Consider the following 23,095-nt stretch of genomic DNA (forward strand, 5'->3'; position numbering starts at 1 on the left):
TGTATCCTAATCTTATGGAAAAAGACTTTTATATCACTAAGAAGATTATTAGATATTACTTCCAATGTAGTCGGTGGAGTTCTCCTTCTTCCTCCATATCCGGAAAATCATTTTGTCTCAGAGCTTCATATAACACTATTGCTACTGAGTTTGACAAATTAAGTGATCTTATATCATGTCCCATAGGAATCCTTATACAGCTTTCCTCATTATCAACAAGTATTTCCTCCGGAATACCCGCACTCTCTTTTCCGAACATTATATAGTCATCCATTCCAAATGAAACATCAGTATATGATCTTTTAGCCTTTGTAGTAGCAAACCAGATTTTTACTCCGGGATGTTTTTCCTTAAAATCTTCATAATTAGTGTATCTTGTGTAATCCAGTCTGTCCCAATAATCCATACCCGCACGCTTAATATCCTTCCCGTGCAATGCAAATCCCAAAGGCTCTATCAGATGAAGCGAGCTTCCCGTAGCCACGCATGTTCTTCCAATATTTCCGGTATTTTGCGGTATTTCAGGTTGATGCAAAATTATGTGCATTTATAAATTACTCCTCATCTATAAACTTATATCATCTGACACATACCGGTCTGTAACCGGTAATGCTATCCAATCATACTTCCTCATCCCTGTCCATTGCTGCTGCTTTAGGAATTGAAAAGATAAATTCCGTTCCGACTCCGACAGTGGAAATACAGTTGATATTTTCACCATGCGCCTTAATTATTTCTTTGACTATAGAAAGACCAAGTCCTGTTCCCTTTTTATCTTTTCCACGGGAAGCATCGGATTTATAGAATCTCTCAAATACCATCTTCTGATCTTCTTTAGGTATGCCTATACCACTGTCTTTTACGGATATAAATACCTTACTCTTTTTTTCTGTAGTCTCTATCTTTATAACTGAGTCGTGATGGCTGAATTTAATAGCATTGTCCAAAAGATTATAGAGCACCTGCTGGATTTTACTCATATCAGCATTAACAAGCATTTTATCATCCGTAAGCACAAGCTCTATAGCAATTTTTTTCTCAAGACAAGTCATCTCAAATGAAGCTGCAGTATTTCTTATCACCTGATTAATGTCGAAATCGGTTTTTTCCAAAAGCATTCCTCTGGCATTTAGATTGTTCAAGGTTAATAGACCGTTAGTCAGCTTTGTCAGACGTTCTGTTTCATTTAGTACTATTCCAAGATACTTTTCATGTAGTTCCTGAGGAATTGTCCCGTCAAGCATAGCCTCAATATATCCTCTTATGGAGGTAAGAGGGGATCTGAAATCGTGTGACACATTCGCTACAAACTTCTTCTGGTCATCCTCCTGCCTTGCAATTTCTCCTGCCATGTAGGACAAAGAAGCTGCAAGATATCCCATCTCATCTTCGGATTCAACTGAAAATTCGTAGTCCATATTTCCGGCTGCGTATTCTTCTGTAGCCGTAGTTATACGTCTCAACGGTATGTATACAAGCTCAGTAAAGAATATCAGAATGATCAGCGAGAGCAGAAACAGAACTATAAGCATCAGATATGAAATGTTTAAAAATTCATCTGCCGTTTTTCTGATATGACTCATTGGGGTATGTATTATAACATAAGCCTGAACCTTATAGCTTGCTGTTATAGGTGCAAACACGCTTAGATTGTCTTCATCAAAGTTCCCCCAGAAATTACCTATTGTATAATAGGTACCGGCAGTAACAGACGGATTAAAGCCTTCAATTTTGATCTCTTCTCCCTGTTCAATAACATTTGAAGAATCCAGCACCAGTCTTCCTGACGGATTGACAATCCATATTCTTGCACCATCCATATACTTTGAAAGTGCATATAACTGTCTTTGAACAGTATCAAGAGATGTTTCACTGTTATACAGATCCGCAGCATACGTATTTGCTATCTGTGTTGCTTCCGCATAAAGGCTCTCGGCTTTCTCCCTTCTACAATGCTCCATTGTCATATTTGACACGAATGTCGCAACCATAATAAATCCAAATATGGCAAAAAGTAGATATGCAATTAAAAATTTAAGATATAATGTTCGTTTCATAACCTTCATTATAACAACTATGCGATTATTTCTGCTACACTTAGCTAAAAAACGGGCAGGACTTTTTTGTCCTGCCCGCTAATATTAAGAATACAGAGCTCCTTACTTTTGGCCGAGTTTAGCGCTTATAGCGCACAAAAGCTGCTCCATATCTTTTTCGCTCATCATGCCAAATGACATTACAGACTTAAGTGGCATAAATCTCATCATAGCTTCCATCATCTCATCGCCCACTGCTTCATTTGGATCTCCAAAAGGTGAATTTTCAGCAGCTTTTTTCATCATTTCATCAATGATAGGCTTTGTTGCCGGATTTGCCATAAGTTCACCGATGGTAAGTGAGGAATCACATCTCATGGGTTTAACTTTGTTTGTTTCAAAGCTAATCTCTTCTCGAAGAGTAATATTATCGCTGGAATTACCAACAAGAAGTTCATATTTTCCTGAAGGAGCAAACCAGTCACCCATTGACTCTTCAAAATATGAGAGTGCTCTTGCATCAATCTCCATCTCTACGGTTTTGCTTTCGCCGGGAGCTACTTCAACCTTTACAAATCCCTTAAGCTCCTTAACAGGTCTGTCAAAGGTTCCGTTGAGATCTCCGACATAAAGCTGAACAACTTCTTTACCTGTGACATTTCCGGTATTTTTAACGTCTACGCATACTTTTATCTTTGAATCATCTGTCATTTTATCTGATGACAGCTTCATATTTGAAAGTTCAAAGGTCGTATAAGAAAGTCCATATCCGAAGGCCCATCTTACAGGCATCATCTTTTTATCATAATAACGATAGCCTACATAGATATCCTCTGCATAATGGCACTTCTCCGGATCAGTATTAAAGTTGAGATATGACGGATTATCCTGAACTCTTAAGGGGAATGTCTCAGCAAGATGTCCGCTTGGATTCTTTTCACCGTAAAGAAGCTGATCCGTAGCTTCTCCGACACCCTGTCCTGCAAGGTACATCTCAAGGATACCCGCAACATTGTCAGCCCATGGAGTCTCTACAGGGCTTCCGTTATGAAGTACAACCATCGTATTCTCATTAACAGCTGCTACTGCTTCAATTAACTCATTCTGTGCAGCAGGCATATTCATATTCGCACGATCATAGCCTTCAGATTCTATGACATCGGGAAGTCCTGCAAAAACAACTACCACATCAGCCTCTTTTGCTGCTGCAATTGCCTTCTCAAGCTCTCCCTTGTCAAGCGGCTCATCCTTCTGTCCGGGGAATCCCATAACATACTTTACATTTCTTCCCTTAGCTTTAGCTGAATCAAGTGCGCTTGTCACCTTTGATGCATTTATATGACTTGATCCACCGCCCTGATATCTTGGGCTTTCTGCATATTCACCGATATAAACAATCTTTTTGGAAGGATCCAGTGGCAATATTCCGTTATTCTCAAGAAGTACACCACACTCAACTGCAGCTTCAACTGCCTTTTCATGATCCGCATCCCTGTCGAAAACTACATCGTCCTTTTTATTATCAAGGTAATCGTATACAACCTTAAGGATTCTCTCACAAGCTCTGTCAACAAGCTTTTCATCAAGACTTCCGTCCTTAACCGCTGCTACAATCTTGGCATCATTCACTGAGGAATCACCTGGCATCTCAAGTTCAAGTCCGGCTCTTATTCCCTGCACTCTGTCATCAACTGCGCCCCAGTCTGTCATTACATAGCCTTCAAATCCCCAATCGTCTCTGAGAACCTTTGTAAGAAGCCATTCGTTATCTGCAGAATATGTGCCATTAATTTTATTGTAGGAGCACATTACTGTCTTGGGCTGAGCTTCCTTAACTGCTATCTCAAAAGCAGGGAAATAAATCTCTCTCATAGCTCTCTCTGAAACCTCAGAGGAATTACTCATGCGGAAATACTCCTGGTTGTTTAAAGCAAAATGCTTAATACTTGTACCTACATGACGGCTTTGAACACCATTGATATAGGCTGCTGCCATTTTTCCTGCAAGATAAGGATCTTCTGAAAAATACTCAAAATTTCTTCCGCAAAGCGGACTTCTTTTGATATTTACCGCAGGTCCCAAAACTATTGAAAGATTCTCAGCCTGACACTCATCACCGATTGCTTCTCCCATCTTTTTTATCATATCAGTATCAAAGCTTGATGCTGTAGCGCATGCAGCAGGGAAGCAAACTGCCTTGATACTGTCATTTATTCCAAGATGATCGCCTTCCTCATCCTGTTTACGAAGACCATGAGGTCCATCAGACATCATAACTCTCGGTATTCCCAATCTTTCAACTGCTTTTGTATGCCAAAAATCCGCACCTCCGCAAAGTCCGGCTTTTTCTTCCAATGTCATTTCAGATACAAGTTTCTTTACGTCTGTAGCCATTATTCCTTCCTCTCCTCTGTAAAATCCGATCTATCTAAGTAAAAATCCAACAATATAAATATAGTATTCAAAGACAAGCAATGATATAATAAATCACCAAAAAATATAAGATATCACATATAAAATTTGAGGTTATCATGGCAAAGAAACTAACTGATATAACTGGCAATAATGTCTCAGTAATGCAGGATATTTCTGGCGTTACTGACATTACTGATGCCGGAAATCTGCAAAAAAATCTGTCATTTCTTGAGAAAACCATAAGAGACGATTACAGAGAAATAATTTCCTCAGTAGACAGTCATATTTTCATGACTCAGGATACGCCCGGAGCTGATAACGGAACCAGACGAATTCAGGAAAAGGCTCTGTATTACTATGTTTCTTCCGGAGATATAACAAAAATAGATGAAATAATAGCCACCTCCATAGAATCCACAGACAGATTTCCCGGTCCTGACAGCTCTATCTACGGTGATGTATCGGATGATCCCGTTCTTTATTCAAAATATATGCTGATTGCCAGTGTTACACTTGCTACGAGAGCTGCAATAGACGGAGGACTTGCAGAGCATATCGCCTATGCTATAAGTGATGGCTTCTTACGTCACATGGACAGACTTACGAATATCCAGAAAATCAACATGCTTAGCAATAAGGCTCTACGGACCTTAACTTATGCTGTACATGACTATAATTTTCGTAATTGCAGTCTTATTACCAAGACATGCTGCGACTATATTCTCCGCCATCTGCATGACAATATCAAAATGAGTACTTTGTCGGAAGTGTCCCATCGTTCATCCAATTACATTTCCGATCTTTTCCAAAAGGAACTTGGTGTCAGGCCCACAGTTTTCATTAGAGATAAAAAGCTCGAATATGCTAAAGCAATGCTTGAAACCACAGATCTGCCTGTCAGCGCCGTATCTGATCTGTTGGCCTTTCCATGCACCAGTAGTTTCATAACTTACTTTAGAAAAAAATACGGAACCACCCCTCTGCAATATCGCAGCAGGAGCAGTTCCGTGTAATAACTAATGATTATTTTATTCATGAGACCTCAAATTTATAACCAATTCCCCAAATTGTTGCTATTCTCCAGGTCTCATGATCCTTTATTTTTTCGCGGAGACGCTTAATATGAACATCGACCGTTCTGGTATCTCCCACATATTCATATCCCCATATCTGATCAAGAAGCTGTTCTCTTGTAAATACACGATTTGGAGAAGAAGCAAGAAAATACAAAAGCTCAAGTTCCTTTGGAGGCATATCTACTCTTGAACCTTGATAATTAACAGAATAATTTGTCATGTTAATCTCCAGATCCTGATATTTCACAACCTTATCATCTGACGGTTCTGGTTCGGTAACAATCGGCTTATATCGTCTAAGGACTGCCTTCACTCTTGCAACAAGCTCCTTGGAATCAAAGGGCTTTTCCATATAATCATCTGCCCCCATCTCCAGTCCCAATACCTTATCAAACACTTCTCCTTTTGCAGAAAGCATAATTATTGGTGTCTGAGATCTGGTTCTTAATTCCCTGCATACCTGGTATCCGTCTATTCCCGGTAGCATAAGATCAAGCAAAACCAGATTAGGTTGAAAAGTATCAAATGCCTCAAGTGCCGACTCACCATCACCGACTATCAATGTATCAAAGCATTCCTTGATTAGGTAGAGTGATATTAACTCTGCTATGTTGTTATCATCATCTACAATTAGTATTTTTTGTTTTGCTACCATTACACCCTCATGTTATTTAATAAATGTCACTATAGTTACTCCGGAGTCTCCTTCGCCAAATTCTCCAAGTTTAAATGATTTGACATAAGGAGCTGCCTTAAGATGATCATGAACTGCCTTCCTGAGTATTCCCGATCCCTTTCCGTGTACAATTCTGACCGAAGGAAGATGAGAAACATATGCATTATCCAGATATTTATCAAGTTCTGCAATAGCATCCGCACTATTCAAGCCTATAAGATTAAGCTCGGTCTTTATGTTCTTTGCCCCTGACAGATCCATCTTATGTTGTCCGTAGAACTTCTTCATCTGATCTTTACCGCTCTCTTCTTTTATAAGCTCAAGATCATCAATATGGGCTCTGGATTTCATAATTCCGCACTGAACCATGACATTCCCATCTTTATCGGGTTTTGTGCTGATAGTTCCCTTCATTCCCATAGAAATAATTCGTACTGCATCACCAATATGGATCTGGGTAGGCTTAAGCTTCTTATGATTTACAGTTTTTGGCTTATTCTTATCCCATAACTTCTGATTTTTGTCGGATATCTGCTTATTTATACTTTGTCTGGCCTTCTCGAGCTCCTGCATCGGAATCCCGGCCTCTGCTTTACGAATTGTCCTTATAGTTTCATCTGCAGAATCCTTAGCCTCCTGAAGGATTGCACGTGCCTCTTCATGTGCTTTACGAAGAATATTGTCCCTGGATTCCTCAAGCTTTGTCTGCTTACCTTGCAATTCCTCTTTAAGCTTCTCTACTTCTTTACGATATTTTTCTATTTCAAGACGTTCATTTTCAATAGTTACTCTGCTGCGTTCAAGATCTGTTAGCAGATCCTCAAATTTACGATTATCCTGACTGATCTGTTCACCTGCAGCATCAATTATTTCCTGTGAAAGTCCCAATCTCTTGGAAATAGCAAAAGCATTACTTTTACCGGGTATGCCTATTAACAATCTGTATGTAGGTCTAAGAGATTCTACATCAAACTCACAGCTGGCATTCTGAATTCCATCCGTCGTAAGAGCATACACTTTCAATTCGCTGTAATGCGTTGTTGCCATTGTTCTGATCCCACGCTCATGAAGGAAATTAAGAATAGATATTGCCAATGCGGCACCTTCAGTAGGATCTGTTCCGGCACCAAGCTCATCAAACAGACACAGTGAATTCTCATCAGCATTCTCCAGAATATGTACGGTATTAGTCATATGTGATGAGAATGTAGACAGGCTTTGCTCTATACTCTGCTCATCTCCGATATCAGCATAAATTTCATTAAAAACAGAAAGCTCTGATCTGTCTCCTGCAGGAATAGCCAGTCCTGCCTGTCCCATTAGTGTGAGTAATCCCACAGTCTTAAGTGTTACGGTCTTACCACCGGTATTAGGACCGGTGATTATGATCATATCAAAATCTTTCCCGGCATAAACATCAATGGGAACTGCCTTCTTTTTATCAAGAAGAGGATGTCTTCCCTTAATGATATTAAAATAATGGTTCTCATTAAATATCGGAGTTATCGCATTTTGTGAAAGGGCAAGCGATGCCTTGGCAAAAACAAAGTCAAGCTCCGTCATAATAGCAGAATCATCTGACAATGCCGTCAGATATCCACCTACTTCTGCGGAAATTCTGGCAAGAATCACCTCTATCTCTGCCTTTTCCAAACCTACCAGTTCTCTTATTTTATTGTTTAATTCAACCACAACTGCAGGCTCAATAAATAAGGTGGATCCTGAAGATGACTGATCGTGAACTATTCCGTTAACCTGGTTCTTATATTCTGCCTTGATTGGTATACAATAGCGGTCACCTCTCATTGTAACAACCGCTTCCTGAAGATAGGTGCGCAGTGATCCATTTACCATTTTTCCAAGCTGGTCATGAATTCTGTCACCTGTAATCTGAATATCTCTTCTTATGTGTCTGAGTGCAGGACTTGCATCAGAGGAAATCTCATCTTCAGAAATAATGCAGCGCCTTATCTCTGCCGAAACAGGTGTCAATGGCTCTAGTCCGTCAAAAAGATCAGAAAGAACATCTCTTGATTCTTCATCCTTATCTGATCTTCCATAGCTTTTTACCCTGTTTACATTATCCAAAAAGCCTGCAATGTTCAAAAGCTGTGGTGCATCCAGGGAACTACCGATTTTAAGTGCCTTAAGGTATCCCGATATATCCCTGTTACTTCCAAAGGAAACAGATCCTTTTTTAAATATTCTTGCTATTGCAGCCTCTGTCTTTTTCTGATTTCTCTGTATTTCTCTTATATCAGAGGAAGGTAGCAGTTCTCTGCACATTCTTTTTCCGGGCTCAGAGGTTGCATGTTCTGAAAGCTGTTCAATAATTTTGTCGTACTCTAATACGTGTAAAACCTTTTCATTCATTATGATTCAACCCTGGTATCAAATAGATTGCTCTCCATTAGTCTGTTATATCCGAGCCAACCTACTTCATTTGTATTGTTAAGTATCTCTGTAAAAGTTTCAAGTTTGGCATCAGTATTATCAGCAAGGTGCAACGCCAATGCTTCAATAATAGCCGGCATCTTTGGGGATCCATACTCATATTTACCATGATGAGCCAATATGCAGTGCTGAAGCTCCTGCTTCAAAAGAACAGGAAAATCATTAATATCCTTTACCTTCTCTGCTATCATCTCACTTCCCACTACAATATGCCCTATAAACTGTCCTTCATCTGTATAATCATTTAAGGGAAACAGCGAAAGTTCTCTTGTCTTTCCTATGTCATGACAAATAGCGGCAGTAATTAAAAGATCTCTGTTAATTGCAGGATATGACTTTGAAAAATAATCGCACATCTTGGTCACGCTTAAGGTATGTTCCAAAAGTCCACCTACAAAACCATGATGAACAGACTTTGCAGCCGATGACTTGCGAAATGATCTTATAAATTCCTCGTCCTTAACAAATAGTGCATCCAATAGTTCTTTCAAATAATGATTTTTTACTGTATTAATAATTCCGAGAAGTTCATTGAACATTTCATCATTGTTTTTGGAAGACACAGGAAGATAAAGAGACTCGTCATACTCGCCCTCATGGCATAAACGTGCTCTTTTTATATTTACCTGAAGTGCACCATTAAAACTTGTAACTTCACCATAAACGTCAATATATTCCAGCGATCCGAAATCATCTATTCCCTCACTATTGGGATCCCAGACCTTAGCATCTACTGTTCCTGTTCTATCCTGTAGAATAACAGAATAATAGGTTTTTCCGTTCTTTGTCGTTGCAGCCTGAATATGCTTGCAAAAATAAATATCCGCAACTCTGTCTCCGGAATTAAAATCCTTGATAAATCTCATTCTTACTCCTCGCCTACAGCCGAATTAGCTGTTTCTATTTCTATCGATAACTCAAGATACCCCTCTGCTGCCTGTCTCATAAGATTAAGGCTTATAGTTGTACCCGGTTTTACTGATCTTATTTTTGATATGAATACATCATAGCCTGTCACTTCTTCACCGTTTACAGCTGTGATAATATCTCCGCTCTGTACCCCGGCAACCATTGCAGGCGAATCCATATCTGTTCGTATTACATATGCTCCCGCAGGAATATTCTCACCTTCCTGAAGTTCCTTTGGTACAGTCTGTCCATGTATCCCCAGATATACACGCCCCTTTTTGTTGGAAAGATCTTCTATAAGAGAACGCAACTCCGTAATACCAACCGCACAAAGTGCATTTGGCATACTCGAGTTGTTATAATTCATATCAATTATTCCAACAACCGCTCCTGCCAGATTAATGATAGCTCCACTTGCATTACTACTTCCATTCATATCTGTAGTAAGCAGCATATAATTAGAATCCGCAAGATCCAGGGCTGAATTTCCGGAAGTGATAAATCCATAGGTTATGGATCCCTGTATTCCTGTAGGGCTGCCAATTGCTATAACCGGTGTTCCTGTAACTACTCCGGAATTTGAGCTTCCCAGCGGTGCTACTATGAGTTTTTCTTTTGTCTTGTCAGGTACGGAAGTGTTTTTTACTGCTAATACGGATAATCCTGTAACAGAGTCACTCATCTTCAGATATGCATCAGCCTTATTACCGTCAAAAAAAGTAACCTGTAGTGATTCAGCATCACTTATTGCGGAAGTAAGCGCAAGAATCATGTATTCTGCACCATTATCCGCCACTATGACACCTGAGCTTTGTCCTTTGCTCTCATATGGATTATTGATCCAGTTCGTGTCAGATTGTATTGATGTGACAGTTACTACACCCTTTGCGGTATTGGTAGCTACAGATCTAAGTGATGCATACATTTCAATGTAGTCCGATGAGTCTATATGATATGAACTCATCTCCTGTTGCATCCTTGAAAGCTCAGAAGATGCCATGTCTATTGCAACACTGGCAGCCTCTGCCGCAATTGCATTATCATCAGCATACATGTCCTCAGGCTGCATCTCATCGGTAACTGTCTCTTCCGTAAGCGCTATCGGTGCGGGTGTTTCCTCCGGATACAATTTATTGTTTATCACAGGTGAAAGAAAAACAAATGTAAGACAGGCAACTACTCCGAAAACTATAGCCATGGTCACGGTAATAAGAGTCCTACGCAAAAGTTTTTTCTTGTTTATGGGGCGCTGCTTTATCTTCTCCCTCATAAAATCAGCTCTTTTTATAGGACTCTTCTCCGGATCAAGCTTTACTTCTTCCGAATTATTATTTTTATATTCCATATTCCCCTCTGACTTGGATACTTATCCCAACTTCTGAATAAAGTTTCTAAGCCTTTCCATAGCCTTTTTCAGATCCTCAAGTGAATATGCATAGGAAATTCTGATAAATCCTTCTCCACAATCACCAAACGCATTTCCGGGAACAACCGCGAGCTTCTCTTCCTGCAATAATCTTGTAGCAAACTCATCACTTGACATTCCAAACTGCTTTATGCAAGGGAATATATAAAAAGCACCAAATGGTTCAAAGCACGGTAATCCCATATTTCTAAGTTCATGGATCAGATATCTTCGTCTCTGATTGTACTGATTTCTCATCATCGCCACATCGTCATCACCATTTTTAAGAGCCTCGACCGCAGCATACTGGCTGGTTGTAGGCGCACACATTATGGCAAACTGATGAATTTTTGTCATTTGCTCAATAATAATTTCCGGTCCGCATGCATATCCAAGTCTCCATCCTGTCATGGCATAAGCCTTAGAGAAACCATTTATCAGTATAGTACGCTCATACATTCCCGGTATCTCAACTATTGAAATATGCTTATCGGTATATGTAAGTTCGCTATAGATCTCATCAGAAATAACGTAAATATCCTTTTCAATTATCACCTTGGCAATGGCTTCAAGATCTGCCTTTTCCATAATTGCTCCGGTAGGATTATTAGGGAAAGGAAGCACCAAAAGCTTTGTCTTATCGGTAACATGCTCCAGAATCTCATCTGCTGTAAGTCTGAATTCATTTTCCTCTTTAAGCTCAATAATAACCGGAGTAGCACCTGCAAGAATGGCGCATGGTTCATATGATACATAACTTGGTTGTGGTATCAGTACTTCTTCTCCGGGATTCACCATTGCTCTTATAGCAAGATCAATCGCCTCTGAACCACCTACCGTTACAAGAACTTGTGTATCCGGGTCATATGATGTGTTTTGTCTGCGCTGTAAATAATTACAAATTTCTACTTTAAGTTCTCTGAGTCCGGAATTCGATGTATAAAAAGTGCGTCCCTTTTCCAGAGAATATATGCCCTCATCGCGAATATGCCAGGGCGTGTCAAAATCGGGTTCGCCCACACCAAGTGATATTGCTCCGTCTATAGTCTTTACAACGTCAAAAAACTTACGAATTCCCGAGGGCTTTATGTCTACAATTTTCTCAGATAGCGGATTCCTCATGGCGTGATCTTCTCCCTTGTATCATCAAATTTTTTTGCAAGAATTGTCCCGTGCTCTTTATATTTCTGTAAAATGAAATGTGTTGAGCAACTAAGAACAGTATCAAGAGGCGATAACTTATTGGTAACAAAGCTTGCTACCTCTTTAAGAGTTTTTCCTTCAAGCATAACCATGAGATCAAAACCGCCTGACATAAGATATACACTTGTAACTTCTGGATATTTATAGATTCTCTCAGCTATAGAGTCAAAGCCTATACCTCTCTGAGGTGTTACCTTAACTTCTATCAGAGCCATTACCTTATCGATTGATGTCTTAGACCAGTCAATCATGGTATGATAACCACAGATAATTCCTTCATCCTCAAGTGCCCGAAGCTCATTCGCAACATCAATCTCAGAGGCCGCCAGTAATACCGCCAGTTCTGAAATGCCAATTCGGCTGTTTTTGTCAATTGTACGAAGTAATTCTTCTCTGTTTACCATGATCTTCTCCTCCAACTTTTTTATAAATAGCAATATTCCATTTATTATACCATAATTCTTACAATTTCATCTGCCTGCGGTTTATCAAGATATCTGATTTCGTCATCATTTCTGATTATTCTGTCATTCTTTGCAGTAGTAATTCCGATTTTTGTCGCACATACCCCCGCTTCTTCCAGTTTTGCTATCATATCTTCACCGTCTGAAGCGATTATAAGAAGTGACCCTCCAGACATCATCTGATACGGATTTACTCCAAGATAATTTGAGATTTCAACTGTCTCCTGCCTTATTGGTATTTTCTTCAGATCAATATCCATACCACAGCCTGCTCGTTCAGCAATTTCCCAAAGGGCTGCAAAAATCCCACCTCTTGATACGTCATGCATAAACAGTGCCCCTGCATCCATTGCCACGGCAGCATCTTGTTTTATCGATACATATCGCTTAAATTCTGCAGCTTCTCTGATCATATAAGCAGGAAGTCTTCTATCCAATTCCTCAGACTTCTCTGAAGCAAGAATAGCCGTCCCTTCCAGACCTGTCCATTTTGTCATTATAACATCACAGCTGTCCTTTATCTTTCCCTGCTCTGTAATTTTTGTCCCAGTTCCCACAACCACAGCACTGATAAGGGGTCTGTTAACAGCATCCGTGACCTCCGTATGTCCACCTTCTATGGCTATTTCGAGCTCATTTGTTGCACTGATGGCATTTTTCATAATTTCCTTAATCTCAGTTTCCTCCGTTTCCGTAGGGAGCATAATATTAAGGCTGGCCATTAGTGGTTTACCTCCGGAACAGAAAATATTATTTGCTGCATTTATAACTGCAAGATATCCTGATTCCTTACATCTAAATGTAATCGTATCAACTGACGAAAACGTCATTCTTCCAAATTCATCTATAGAATAAGCGCAGTCTGATTTAGCAGCTGCGCTCTCTCTATTAGAATCATTTTTAATAAGCTTTAACACTGAGCGCTTAAGAACGCTCTCTGTAACCTTACCGATTCTCATTATATTATTTTTCTCCCGGATTTATCCTTCTGTGGTGGGTGTTTCTGCAGGGGCCGGTGTTTCTGCAGGTGCTGCTTCCTGAGCAGGGGCTGCAGGTGTTTCTGCGGGTGCTGCTTCCTGAGCAGGGGCTGCAGGTGTTTCTGCGGGTGCTGCTTCCTGAGCAGAAGCTTCTGGCGCTGTTTCCTGAGCGGGCGCAGCTTCTGCAGGAGCCGGTGTCTGCTCTGGTGCAGCCGGTGCCGCTGCTTCCTGTTGTGCTTGCAACTGTGCCTGCGCTGATGCGGCCTGTGCTGCGGCTGCTGCCTGTGCACCTTCCACATCACCACCGCTGGCTGCTGCCTGCTGCACCGCTACAATCGCTCCGGATACGGCTCTGATCTGATTTATATCTCCGGTTGCTATAGCGGTTGCTATCTGTGCTGCCGCTGTAGGATCACCTGTAGCGGTTCCTACTGTAATAATGCGGGGAACCATCTTATAAGTACTTTTATTTATTACTTCCCTGTTTGTCTCAACCCCATTATCATATGTAATCTTCCAAAGCTGTGCCTTGTATCCGATATGTGCTGACTGCGTATTGATCGCACCTATGGGTGACGCTCCGTCAGCAACAATCTGGTCTGGTCCTGCCTGTGTTGTTTCAAGAACCTCACTTTCAAACTCTACTTTATGTGATGAATCTCTTGTTTCAACTCCATAAATGGTAAAAGTAATATGCTTGTCAGAGGTAGTTGTACCTTCTATATAAATAGGATATTCCGTGCTGTTAACAAATCTGAAGTTCTTACCTCCATTCTCTGCTATGGCAGCATCCATCGATGGCTTTACATAATTGATTATCATCGAGTGGTTATGACGTTCCGTAACCTCAAGCTCTGATAAAAGAACTGCATTATACAAAGTTGTTGAAACCTGGCAAATACCACCGCCAACACTTTCTACAACAACACCATTCAAATATGAACCTGCAGGAAAATATCCATTTGCTTCAGTAAAAGGAGTTATCGTCTCAAGGACCGAAAATTCCTCCCCGGGATACAAAGTTGTACCATTAATAAGCTTACAGCCGTTAGCTACATTTGCACTTCTTGCTGCTCCCGAACTGGAATAACTTGTAGTATATGTTCCGAGGACATCCCTTACCTTACTTAAATCCTCATAACTTCCCTGAGGCTGGTCCTCTTCAATGACTACATCAATCGTGCAATCCTCATGATTCCATTCATTCTGCACAAAATTCTCAATATTCTTAAGTGAAGTCTGCTCGTCAAGGATATATCCCACTTGTCCATCTGTGACTTCAAATCCGTTTGATGTTTTTGAAAGCTTATAGTTTTGCTTTGAAACATTAAATGGTGCACAGTTAACTTCCAGAATCTGATAAATAGCATCATTATTAAAAGAATATTCGATATTGTAACGTTTGGTACTGTGCTCAAGATCCTTTATTGCTTTGTAGCGTTGGATGATATTACCTTCCCTGCAAAGAGCATAAGCTTCATCAACAACCTCTGTGTTAGCCCAGCCGAGTCCGAAGTCAGCCATGTTCACCTGGACACTCTGCCCTTCATCCCTCCCCCTAAGGGTTACGTTCTTTGCTCGCAGCTGCTCAATGTACTGATCTACAGCCTCAGTCGCCTGCGCAGTTGTCATGCCTGAAACATCAACATCACCAATAAAAACCCCTTGATGAATAGTATCTGAAGCAGCCTCTGCTCTACCTGCCGGAAATACAAGAACAAGTAAAAGCGCCATCAGACAAAGAAACATAATTTTTTTCATAAACTTCTCCATTTCGCCACTTTTCTGGCAAATACCGGTGTTATATAATCAAAATGAAATACTGCTTGCAAGCGGAACAACCAGTGCAAGTATCAAAATGATTATTATTGCGGCAGAAATTATTTTTCTGTTCTTACCGGAATTAAAAAATTTTAACATAATATTACTCTCCTCATTTTCTGAAAGGATATTATAAATGAGATTACCCTTTTTATCAAGTTTCATACTATTTGTAATCATTACCAATATCGCCATACACCGGAGCAATTCAAAGGCCAGAAAGGATGATGAAAACTTCTGGAACAAAGAACTAAGAGCAAACGGTACACGGCGCAAGAGTCTTGACTCCTTAAACTATATAACAATACCAATGGACAAGCTTCCCTTTGGTGTAATACCTGACAATGACGAAATTGATTATTGTGAAAAGAGCATTCAAAAGCTCTCCACAGAAAAAATTGTTAATTTTACCGGAATCACCAACACCGATTTAAAGCTGGAATACGGTGCCCCTAACATAACTCTTCTTACTACATATGATCAGAATTACACCACACTTGTAACTGTTCTTCATAAGTGGGCCAAAGAACTATATGATGCCAAATTTTATCATGAAGCAACCGAAGTTCTTGAATTTTCAATTTCTACAAAGAGTGATGTGACCGCAAGCTATAAGCTTATTTGCGATATGTATAAAAACAAATTGTCTCTTGAAAATAGTGAAATTCGAAAAAAAATTGAAGCACTTCTTCCTATAGCCGAATCACTTAATTCACTAAGCAGGGATAATATCGTAAATATCATTCAAACTTCCATAGAGTATTGAACCTGCAACATATATAAAGCAGCCGATTGCTGACTTAACGCAATCGGCTGCTTTTCTGGCTTAATAATAAATCAGATTACTTCCGGACCATTACCTATTGAAACTGTATAAAAAGTCGCATCATATCCTATCTTATCGCGATATGCTTTTCCTACTTTATCCTTGAAGTCATCAATTGCCTCATCTTTTACAATTGAAACCGTGCATCCTCCAAAGCCGCCTCCGGTCATTCTTGAGCCGATCACTCCGGGAATTTTCCATGCTTCTTCTGCAAGGGTGTCAAGTTCAACACCTGTAACATCATAATCATCACGCAATGAGATATGTGACTGCTTCATAAGCTCCCCAAACTTCTCAAGATTGCCTTCCTTAAGCGCGGATACAGCTGCTATAGTTCTCTGGTTTTCATAAACTGCATGTTTAGCTTTTATTCTTCTGTCATCATCTTTTATAGCATCCTTATGTGCTTCAAATTCTTCCTCAGTAAGGTCACCGAGTGTCTTAATATCAACCACCTGCTGTAACTCGGCCAAAGCCTTCTCACAAGCACTTCTTCTGTCATTATATGCAGAATCCGTAAGCTTATGCTTCTTATTTGTATTACTGATAATAATCTTAGCACCATCAAGCTTTATAGGAGCATATTCAAATGAAAGGTCGGATGTATCAAGGAAAATTGCATTATTTTCCTTACCCATGGCGACAGCAAACTGATCCATAATTCCGCAGTTACAACCATTAAAGTTATTCTCGGAATATTGTCCGATCAATGCAAGATCCTGGTTTGTAACCTCAAATCCATAAAGATCACGCAAAATAAAACCGGTTAATACCTCCAGTGAAGCAGAAGATGAAAGTCCTGAACCGTTAGGAATATTGCCAAATATAACCATATCAAAACCGGTATCCAGCTTAAGCCCTCTCTTCTCAAAAGCCCAAACTACTCCCACAGGATAGGAAATCCAGCCTGCGGATTTAGATGCTTCAAGATCATCAAGAGAAGCCTCTAATACCTTGGCATTATTAAAGTTCATTGAGAAGAAACGCATTTTTCTGTCATTTCTTTTTGCAGCAGCACCATAAGTACCTATTGTAAGTGCACAGGGAAAGACATGTCCTCCGTTGTAATCAGTATGTTCTCCGATAAGATTAACTCTACCTGGAGCAAAATATGCTTTTACATTATCGTTCTTTCCATACTGCTCCTCAAAGCCCCTAAGTACTTCTTCTTTCATTTTCTGTTCCATTTTAGTCTACCTTTCAAAAGCAATTAGTTTTTTGCAGCCTGCAGAAGTTTTTCACGGAGCTGTCCTTCAATCTGCTCAAGCTCTGCTTCCGCATTCTTTCTTTTTTCTTTTCCTTCTGTCTGTATCTTCATAACCTCATCAAGAGTTGAGATCAGAGTTTCATTAGTATGCTTGAGTGTCTCCATATCAACTATACCTCTCTCTGATTCTTTTGCAGCTTCAACAGATGCCACCTTAAGCATATCTGCATTCTTTCTGAGGAGAGCATTTGTCATATCATTAACCTCTCGCTCAGCTTTTGCTGCCTGTGCGGAATGCTCAATCCCGATAGCAATTACCATCTGGTTTTTCCAAAGAGGAATAGTATTAACAATTGTTGACTGAATTTTCTCAGCCATTGCAGTGTCCGCACTCTGTACCATACGTATCTGAGGACCTGTCTGCATAGCAATTGTACGGGTAAGCTCAAGATCATATATCTTCTTTTCGAATCTGTCGCAAAGTGATGCAAGATCCTTAGCTGCCTGTGCATCCTCAGGAAGTCCTGACTGCTCTGCTTTCTTCTGAGCTTCTACGAGTTCATTAGCTCTTACCTGCTCAAGCTTCTTCTTTCCGGCAATGATATACATTGATAATTCTTTGTAATAATTCAGGTTAAGCTTATACATGTTATCAAGTGTGGCAACATCCTTCATAAGCTGAACCTGGTGACGCTCAAGCTCATTGCTGATAGTTTCAACATTTTTCTCAACATTTGTATATCTTGCTTTAAGAGCTGTAACTTTATTGGTACTCTTTTTGAAAAAGGACATTATTCCTTTTTCATCCTCATCAACTTCAAAGTTCTTAAGTTCTGTTACAAGACCGGCGATCATGTTGCCAACCTCTCCCATATCTTTAGTACGAACATTATCAATAGCTTTTTCTGAAAAATCAGCCATCTTCTTTTGTGTGCCTGCACCATAGTTCATGACACCCTGAGAATTTGTAATGTCAATCTGCTGTACAAAAGCATCAACCTGCTTCATCTCTTCTTCTGTAAGCTGTGTCTCTTTGGGCTGAACCTGTTCAGCCTGAGGTGCTTCCTGCACTGCAGCTGCAGCAGCTCCTGTCCCCTCATCCGCAGGCATATCAAATGATAATGTCGGTGCGGCATTCTCAAATTCTTTAAACTCGTCTCCCATTTTACTTCCTCCAACTAAAAAAATATTTTCAAAATGTTGCAAAAAACATACATTTCCGACTAAAAATTCATACCATTAAAATTTAAGCTGAACTTTGTCATCTTCAGAAGCCTGCGCCTGTCCTGCTTGCAACGTCTCTGCTGTCTGAGCAAGCTGAGCCGCCTGAAATTCAGGTGCCGATTGGAAAGCAGCTGCCCCCTGCTGACTCCCCTGAAGTTGTCCAAAGCCGTCAGGTGTAAGCCCATCCTGTGCCATCATAGTCTTCATAACAGAAATATCTGAAGATATATCCCATGCCATATCCTGGAACAGACTGTCTAAAAGGTTTTCAAATGCTTCATTTATTACTTCTATGGCATCCTCTATATCCTTTTTTGTCTGTTTGATATTGTTTCCGGCTTCCGGCTGCTTATCAAGATCAACATAAGCATTTAAAAGCTTTGTTGTTGTAGGCAGATAGTAATTCATAAATTTCTTAAGCTCATCTGCACATTCAGGTTCCTTTTCTACCTGCTTGAAAATCTTTCTCATAATATTCTCAAGCTGATAAAGCTTTTCAGACATTTCCTCGCCCGGAATAGCGTCGTTTATTCTTCTTATTGTCTCAAGGTAATCATTTCCTTCCTGAATAATTGACCTGACACTATTGTCTGTAACTCCGTCCATGCTTTCTGCCTGGAATCTCTCGTTTTTGGCTGCTGCCTGCTTAAGAATATTCTGATTCTCTTCATATTCTCTTTCCTGTCTTGATTTTTCAGCCTTCAAATACTGCGCAAAAGCTCTTTCCGAAAGCATTACCGTAGTTTCATTATTATCAAGTCTTGCTGTAGGAAGAAAATCCTTGTCGATCATTTTCTTGATATTCTTTAAAACGTCTTCGGATCGCTCTCCTGCTGCTATGGCAAGATCACTGATCGCAAAATACTCAGCATTTCCCAGAATCCTTCCATACTTATTGAATAGCCTTGCAAGCTTCTTTTCATCAGACCCTTTTTTTATAAGAAATCCGAACGCCGCCGTAATACCGCACAAAACAACTGCAGGCCATATAGTTGCATCCATGATCATTCCGAGTGCTGAAAGTCCAAAAAATGTTGCTCCCAAAACTCCAAAAACAATTTTTCCTACACCGGTATTAAATCCAACTTTTCTGGTAAAAAAAGGAGTTCTTTTTGCTGCTCCCGCATAATGAACTGTTCTGACAGCAGACGCACTTCCTCTAAAGTTCTGTGATGGATTGCTTTTTGCTGCATTGACTGCATCTTCCAAGGAATTCTTAAGCGAAGAACTGAGATTGTTATAATCACCTGTCTCAACCGCTTTAGTAACTTCTTTCAATATTTTATTGCCAGCATTATAGATTTTATCGTAATCTCCCATAGTTAACCGCCTATTATCAAATAAAATACATACTTAAATTACAGTTATGACTCAGTAAATCAATCGTTTTCATTTTATAATAAGATTCGTCAAAAGACAATGACGCTAAGCGCTTCTTCGCACTCTCTATTTTGCACATTTTGCATAATATTGACGCTTCATTTGTGGTATTATTGTTTTTGAAGCTATTTCCCAAAATAATACTATAAAGAAGGTGCGTTTATGGACAGACAAAATCTGACACTATTAACAGACCTCTATGAGCTCACAATGATGCAGGGGTATTTCAAAAACAAATCTCAGAATGAGACTGTTATCTTTGATGCCTTTTTCAGAACAAATCCATTTGGTGGTGGATACTCAATCATGGCAGGTCTTGAGCAACTTATCAACTATATCAAAGAGCTTCATTTTGATAAAGAAGATATTGATTATTTAAGAAGCGTAGGAATCTTTGATGAAGATTTTCTTGAGTATTTAAGTGATTTCAAGTTCAGTGGTGACATTTACTCAATCCCTGAAGGAACCCTTATCTTCCCTCGCGAGCCTCTTGTAAAGGTAATCGCTCCCATAATGGAAGCTCAGCTTGTTGAAACCGCAATCCTCAATATTATCAACCACCAGTCTCTTATCGCAACAAAGGCTGCCAGAATCTGTTATGCAGCACAGGGGGACGGTATCATGGAATTCGGTCTTCGCCGTGCTCAGGGTCCCGATGCAGGAACTTATGGTGCAAGAGCTGCTGTTATCGGAGGTTGTATCGGAACAAGTAACGTTCTTTGCGGACAGCTTTTTGATATTCCCGTTAAGGGCACCCATGCTCACAGCTGGATCATGAGTTTCCCGGATGAATACACTGCATTTAAGACTTATGCAAAGCTTTATCCATCAGCATGCATCCTTCTTGTTGATACTTACGATACCTTAAATTCCGGTGTTCCAAATGCCATCCGAGTATTTAAGGAAATGAAGGAAGAAGGCATTGATCTTTCCTTCTATGGTATACGTCTCGATAGTGGTGACCTTGCTTACTTATCCAAAAAAGCCAGAAAAATGCTGGATGAAGCAGGTTTCCCGGATGCTATCATTTCTGCATCTAACGACCTTGACGAATATCTGATTTCTTCACTCAAAACCCAGGGTGCAGCTATTACCTCCTGGGGTGTTGGTACCCACCTTATCACAGCAAAAGACAATCCATCCTTCGGTGGTGTATACAAACTTGCAGCCATAAAAGGCTCAGATGGTGAATTCATCCCTAAAATCAAGCTTTCCGAGAATTCCGAAAAAGTCACAAATCCCGGAAACAAAAAAATATACAGAATCTATGAGAAAGCCAGTGGAAAGCTTAAGGCTGATCTTATTTGCCTTGAAAATGAAACCTTCACCGAAGACAAGCAGCTCCTTCTCTTTGATCCTCAGGAGCCTTGGAAAAAGACTCTTCTTCCTGCAGGGAGCTTTACTCTTCGCGAGATCATGGTTCCTGTATTCAAAAACGGCGAGTGTGTTTACACATCTCCAAAGACGATGGAAATTCGTGATTACTGCTTAAAAGAGCAGGATACTCTTTGGGAAGAAACCAGACGTCTGTTTAATCCTCACGAAGTACATGTGGACCTTTCAAGACGACTTTATGATACAAAAATGAAGCTTCTCGATCAGATGAGCGGTCTCGATATGACCAATATTGAAAACTAAATCGGAAAAAGCCCATTTGCCAAAACCATATTTGACAAATGGGTTTTTCTTTTCCTTATTTTTTATGATCATAAGGATGAATTGTTTCAATTGTTCCATCCTGTGAAATATTTAATTTTGTATATTTTACGCATCTTCTGTGGTTGATTCCACCTGAGAATTCACAATCATGATAGAAAAGATACCACTCTCCATCAATTTCAACTATAGAATGATGTGTTGTCCAACCGATAACAGGTTCCATTATTCTTCCCTTATATGTGAAAGGACCGTATGGGCTGTCACTCTCCGCATAGCAAAGATAATGAGTTGTTCCTGTGGAATATGAGAAATAGTATTTTCCGTTAAATTTATGCATCCATGGGCCTTCAAAATATCTACGATCCTCATCACCTGAAAGAAGAGGTTTTCCATTCTCGTCAAGAATCTGAATATCAACAGGCTTTTGGGCAAAAGATTTCATATCATCACTCATAAGCGCACATTTAGGGCATACTGCAGGTTCATCCTTTTCGGGCTCTGTTCCTTCAGGATCAAATTTACCTGTTCTGTACTTTTCAAGCTGACCTCCCCAAAGGCCTCCAAAGTAAACATAAACCTTTCCGTCATCATCCTTAAATGAGCAAGGATCAATACTAAAGCTTCCCTCTATACAATTTTCTTCCGGCTTAAAGGGACCTTCCGGCTTATCACTCTCTGCTATTCCAAGTCTGAAATTACCCTCTTTGTCTCTTGCGGGAAAAACAAGATAATATTTACCGTTTGTATAAACAGCATCGGGAGCCCACATCTGATCTCTCACCCACGGAACATCATGCATGCTTAGTGCAACACCATGATCTGTGACATCACCACCAAGCTTATCCATTGAGAGAATATGATAATCCTCCATCTGGTATTCATCTCCGTTATCATTGTCTTCACCGTTGTGAGGAACATCATGTGAAGGATATACATAAATCCTTCCGTCAAAAACATGTGCTGACGGGTCAGCTGTAAAAATATGTGTAACTAAGGGTTCTCTTTCTTTGCTCATTTTTTCTCCTCTCACTTACCCTCATAATATTCTCAGTGTCATTGACACTTAATTATTTTTTATTGCCAATTTAAGATAACATATTGAGATAATCTATTCTTTTCAATAATTGTGTGTTGGTTATTAATTATTGCTCTTTATTTTTTCGTCAAAATATACACTTTGTAAAAAACATACTGTTTATTAAACACATTTTTGTAAATCAGTCACAAGTGCCACCTCTTTAGAAGCAACAATTATCAAGTGAAAGGCAATATTTGATAATCTAAAAAGCACCTTTTTATAATAAAATAATTGTTGCAGTTTACAAATATTGCTAAAGCAACATTTGATAAAATATATTATTTA

The 23,095-nt window shown here is 39.7% G+C and carries 18 protein-coding genes; 3 read left to right on the top strand and 15 right to left on the bottom strand.

Going from position 1 to position 23,095, the window contains the following annotated elements; translation table 11 throughout:
* Positions 1-55: 55 nt before the first annotated feature.
* The 3 genes from BV60_RS0116580 to BV60_RS0116590 form a co-directional block, all read right to left on the bottom strand.
* Complete coding sequence (locus BV60_RS0116580; RefSeq protein WP_029323540.1) at positions 56-547, bottom strand: tRNA (cytidine(34)-2'-O)-methyltransferase; 492 nt, start codon at positions 545-547, stop codon at positions 56-58.
* A 73-nt stretch (positions 548-620) separates the two neighbouring features.
* The gene (locus BV60_RS0116585) at positions 621-2,057 is read right to left on the bottom strand and encodes a HAMP domain-containing sensor histidine kinase (RefSeq protein ID WP_029323542.1); all 1,437 of its coding nucleotides are present in this window, start codon (positions 2,055-2,057) and stop codon (positions 621-623) included.
* Between the two features lie 102 nt (positions 2,058-2,159).
* Entirely contained in the window at positions 2,160-4,430 is a 2,271-nt protein-coding gene (locus BV60_RS0116590; protein ID WP_029323544.1) for a glycoside hydrolase family 3 C-terminal domain-containing protein, read from the bottom strand.
* Between the two features lie 137 nt (positions 4,431-4,567).
* Between BV60_RS0116590 and BV60_RS0116595 the strand changes: the two genes are divergently transcribed.
* A complete protein-coding gene (locus BV60_RS0116595; RefSeq protein ID WP_029323546.1) occupies positions 4,568-5,464 on the top strand; it encodes a helix-turn-helix domain-containing protein in 897 nt (298 codons plus the stop codon).
* 19 nt (positions 5,465-5,483) lie between these two features.
* Here BV60_RS0116595 and BV60_RS0116600 read toward each other — a convergent pair whose 3' ends face one another.
* Genes BV60_RS0116600 through BV60_RS0116640 form a run of 8 tightly spaced genes read right to left on the bottom strand, consistent with a single transcriptional unit; the run spans position 5,484 to position 15,376 of the window.
* Entirely contained in the window at positions 5,484-6,182 is a 699-nt protein-coding gene (locus BV60_RS0116600) for a response regulator transcription factor (protein WP_029323548.1), read from the bottom strand.
* Between the two features lie 12 nt (positions 6,183-6,194).
* Positions 6,195-8,576: an endonuclease MutS2 gene (locus tag BV60_RS0116605; RefSeq protein ID WP_029323550.1), complete on the bottom strand. Its 2,382-nt coding sequence runs from the start codon at positions 8,574-8,576 to the stop codon at positions 6,195-6,197.
* Complete coding sequence (locus BV60_RS0116610) at positions 8,576-9,523, bottom strand: 3'-5' exoribonuclease YhaM family protein (protein ID WP_029323552.1); 948 nt, start codon at positions 9,521-9,523, stop codon at positions 8,576-8,578. The genes BV60_RS0116605 and BV60_RS0116610 overlap by 1 nt, the downstream gene beginning before the upstream one ends.
* Positions 9,524-9,525: 2 nt before the next feature.
* Positions 9,526-10,911: a S1C family serine protease gene (locus tag BV60_RS0116615; protein ID WP_051656810.1), complete on the bottom strand. Its 1,386-nt coding sequence runs from the start codon at positions 10,909-10,911 to the stop codon at positions 9,526-9,528.
* 21 nt (positions 10,912-10,932) lie between these two features.
* Positions 10,933-12,093 carry an aminotransferase class I/II-fold pyridoxal phosphate-dependent enzyme gene (locus BV60_RS0116620; RefSeq protein ID WP_029323555.1) on the bottom strand — a complete coding sequence of 387 codons (1,161 nt, stop codon included), beginning with the start codon at positions 12,091-12,093 and terminating at the stop codon, positions 10,933-10,935.
* Positions 12,090-12,578, bottom strand: a complete 489-nt coding sequence (locus tag BV60_RS0116625; RefSeq protein WP_029323557.1) for an Lrp/AsnC family transcriptional regulator — start codon at positions 12,576-12,578, stop codon at positions 12,090-12,092. Before BV60_RS0116625 ends, BV60_RS0116620 begins: the two co-directional genes overlap by 4 nt.
* A gap of 44 nt (positions 12,579-12,622) precedes the next feature.
* Positions 12,623-13,597, bottom strand: coding sequence for an AIR synthase-related protein (locus BV60_RS0116630; RefSeq protein WP_029323559.1), 975 nt, complete (start codon positions 13,595-13,597; stop codon positions 12,623-12,625).
* A gap of 21 nt (positions 13,598-13,618) precedes the next feature.
* Positions 13,619-15,376: a VanW family protein gene (locus BV60_RS0116640; protein ID WP_081846732.1), complete on the bottom strand. Its 1,758-nt coding sequence runs from the start codon at positions 15,374-15,376 to the stop codon at positions 13,619-13,621.
* Between the two features lie 196 nt (positions 15,377-15,572).
* On the opposite strand from BV60_RS0116640, the gene BV60_RS0116650 reads away from it, so the two are divergent.
* A complete protein-coding gene (locus BV60_RS0116650) occupies positions 15,573-16,202 on the top strand; it encodes a hypothetical protein (RefSeq protein WP_156036144.1) in 630 nt (209 codons plus the stop codon).
* A 71-nt stretch (positions 16,203-16,273) separates the two neighbouring features.
* Here BV60_RS0116650 and BV60_RS0116655 read toward each other — a convergent pair whose 3' ends face one another.
* The 3 genes from BV60_RS0116655 to BV60_RS0116665 all read right to left on the bottom strand — a co-directional run bounded on the left by BV60_RS0116655 (position 16,274) and on the right by BV60_RS0116665 (position 20,013).
* Positions 16,274-17,437, bottom strand: coding sequence for a galactokinase (locus tag BV60_RS0116655; RefSeq protein WP_029323564.1), 1,164 nt, complete (start codon positions 17,435-17,437; stop codon positions 16,274-16,276).
* A 35-nt stretch (positions 17,438-17,472) separates the two neighbouring features.
* Positions 17,473-18,633: a toxic anion resistance protein gene (locus BV60_RS0116660; protein WP_029323565.1), complete on the bottom strand. Its 1,161-nt coding sequence runs from the start codon at positions 18,631-18,633 to the stop codon at positions 17,473-17,475.
* A gap of 75 nt (positions 18,634-18,708) precedes the next feature.
* Positions 18,709-20,013, bottom strand: coding sequence for a 5-bromo-4-chloroindolyl phosphate hydrolysis family protein (locus tag BV60_RS0116665; RefSeq protein WP_051656813.1), 1,305 nt, complete (start codon positions 20,011-20,013; stop codon positions 18,709-18,711).
* 222 nt (positions 20,014-20,235) lie between these two features.
* Between BV60_RS0116665 and BV60_RS0116670 the strand changes: the two genes are divergently transcribed.
* Positions 20,236-21,711, top strand: a complete 1,476-nt coding sequence (locus BV60_RS0116670; RefSeq protein ID WP_029323569.1) for a nicotinate phosphoribosyltransferase — start codon at positions 20,236-20,238, stop codon at positions 21,709-21,711.
* Between the two features lie 55 nt (positions 21,712-21,766).
* Here the strand turns inward: BV60_RS0116670 and BV60_RS0116675 are convergent, their stop codons facing one another.
* Positions 21,767-22,747 (bottom strand): glycoside hydrolase family 43 protein, encoded by a 981-nt coding sequence (locus BV60_RS0116675; RefSeq protein WP_029323570.1) that lies wholly within the window; start codon positions 22,745-22,747, stop codon positions 21,767-21,769.
* Positions 22,748-23,095 lie beyond the last annotated feature (348 nt).

This window comes from Butyrivibrio sp. AE3004, assembly GCF_000703165.1.
Taxonomy (GTDB): Bacteria; Bacillota; Clostridia; order Lachnospirales; family Lachnospiraceae; genus Butyrivibrio.

Bases quoted from the DNA above. Each gene is read 5' to 3' on its own strand.
- BV60_RS0116625 (WP_029323557.1), bottom strand. From the start codon at position 12,578: ATGGTAAACAGAGAAGAATTACTTCGTACAATTGACAAAAACAGCCGA.
- BV60_RS0116615 (WP_051656810.1), bottom strand. From the start codon at position 10,911: ATGGAATATAAAAATAATAATTCGGAAGAAGTAAAGCTTGATCCGGAG.
- BV60_RS0116605 (WP_029323550.1), bottom strand. From the start codon at position 8,576: ATGAATGAAAAGGTTTTACACGTATTAGAGTACGACAAAATTATTGAA.
- BV60_RS0116580 (WP_029323540.1), bottom strand. From the start codon at position 547: ATGCACATAATTTTGCATCAACCTGAAATACCGCAAAATACCGGAAAT.
- BV60_RS0116610 (WP_029323552.1), bottom strand. From the start codon at position 9,523: ATGAGATTTATCAAGGATTTTAATTCCGGAGACAGAGTTGCGGATATT.
- BV60_RS0116630 (WP_029323559.1), bottom strand. From the start codon at position 13,597: ATGAGAATCGGTAAGGTTACAGAGAGCGTTCTTAAGCGCTCAGTGTTA.
- BV60_RS0116665 (WP_051656813.1), bottom strand. From the start codon at position 20,013: ATGGGAGATTACGATAAAATCTATAATGCTGGCAATAAAATATTGAAA.
- BV60_RS0116655 (WP_029323564.1), bottom strand. From the start codon at position 17,437: ATGAAAGAAGAAGTACTTAGGGGCTTTGAGGAGCAGTATGGAAAGAAC.
- BV60_RS0116675 (WP_029323570.1), bottom strand. From the start codon at position 22,747: ATGAGCAAAGAAAGAGAACCCTTAGTTACACATATTTTTACAGCTGAC.
- BV60_RS0116640 (WP_081846732.1), bottom strand. From the start codon at position 15,376: ATGAAAAAAATTATGTTTCTTTGTCTGATGGCGCTTTTACTTGTTCTT.
- BV60_RS0116660 (WP_029323565.1), bottom strand. From the start codon at position 18,633: ATGGGAGACGAGTTTAAAGAATTTGAGAATGCCGCACCGACATTATCA.
- BV60_RS0116670 (WP_029323569.1), top strand. From the start codon at position 20,236: ATGGACAGACAAAATCTGACACTATTAACAGACCTCTATGAGCTCACA.
- BV60_RS0116650 (WP_156036144.1), top strand. From the start codon at position 15,573: ATGAGATTACCCTTTTTATCAAGTTTCATACTATTTGTAATCATTACC.
- BV60_RS0116595 (WP_029323546.1), top strand. From the start codon at position 4,568: ATGGCAAAGAAACTAACTGATATAACTGGCAATAATGTCTCAGTAATG.
- BV60_RS0116590 (WP_029323544.1), bottom strand. From the start codon at position 4,430: ATGGCTACAGACGTAAAGAAACTTGTATCTGAAATGACATTGGAAGAA.
- BV60_RS0116585 (WP_029323542.1), bottom strand. From the start codon at position 2,057: ATGAAACGAACATTATATCTTAAATTTTTAATTGCATATCTACTTTTT.
- BV60_RS0116600 (WP_029323548.1), bottom strand. From the start codon at position 6,182: ATGGTAGCAAAACAAAAAATACTAATTGTAGATGATGATAACAACATA.
- BV60_RS0116620 (WP_029323555.1), bottom strand. From the start codon at position 12,093: ATGAGGAATCCGCTATCTGAGAAAATTGTAGACATAAAGCCCTCGGGA.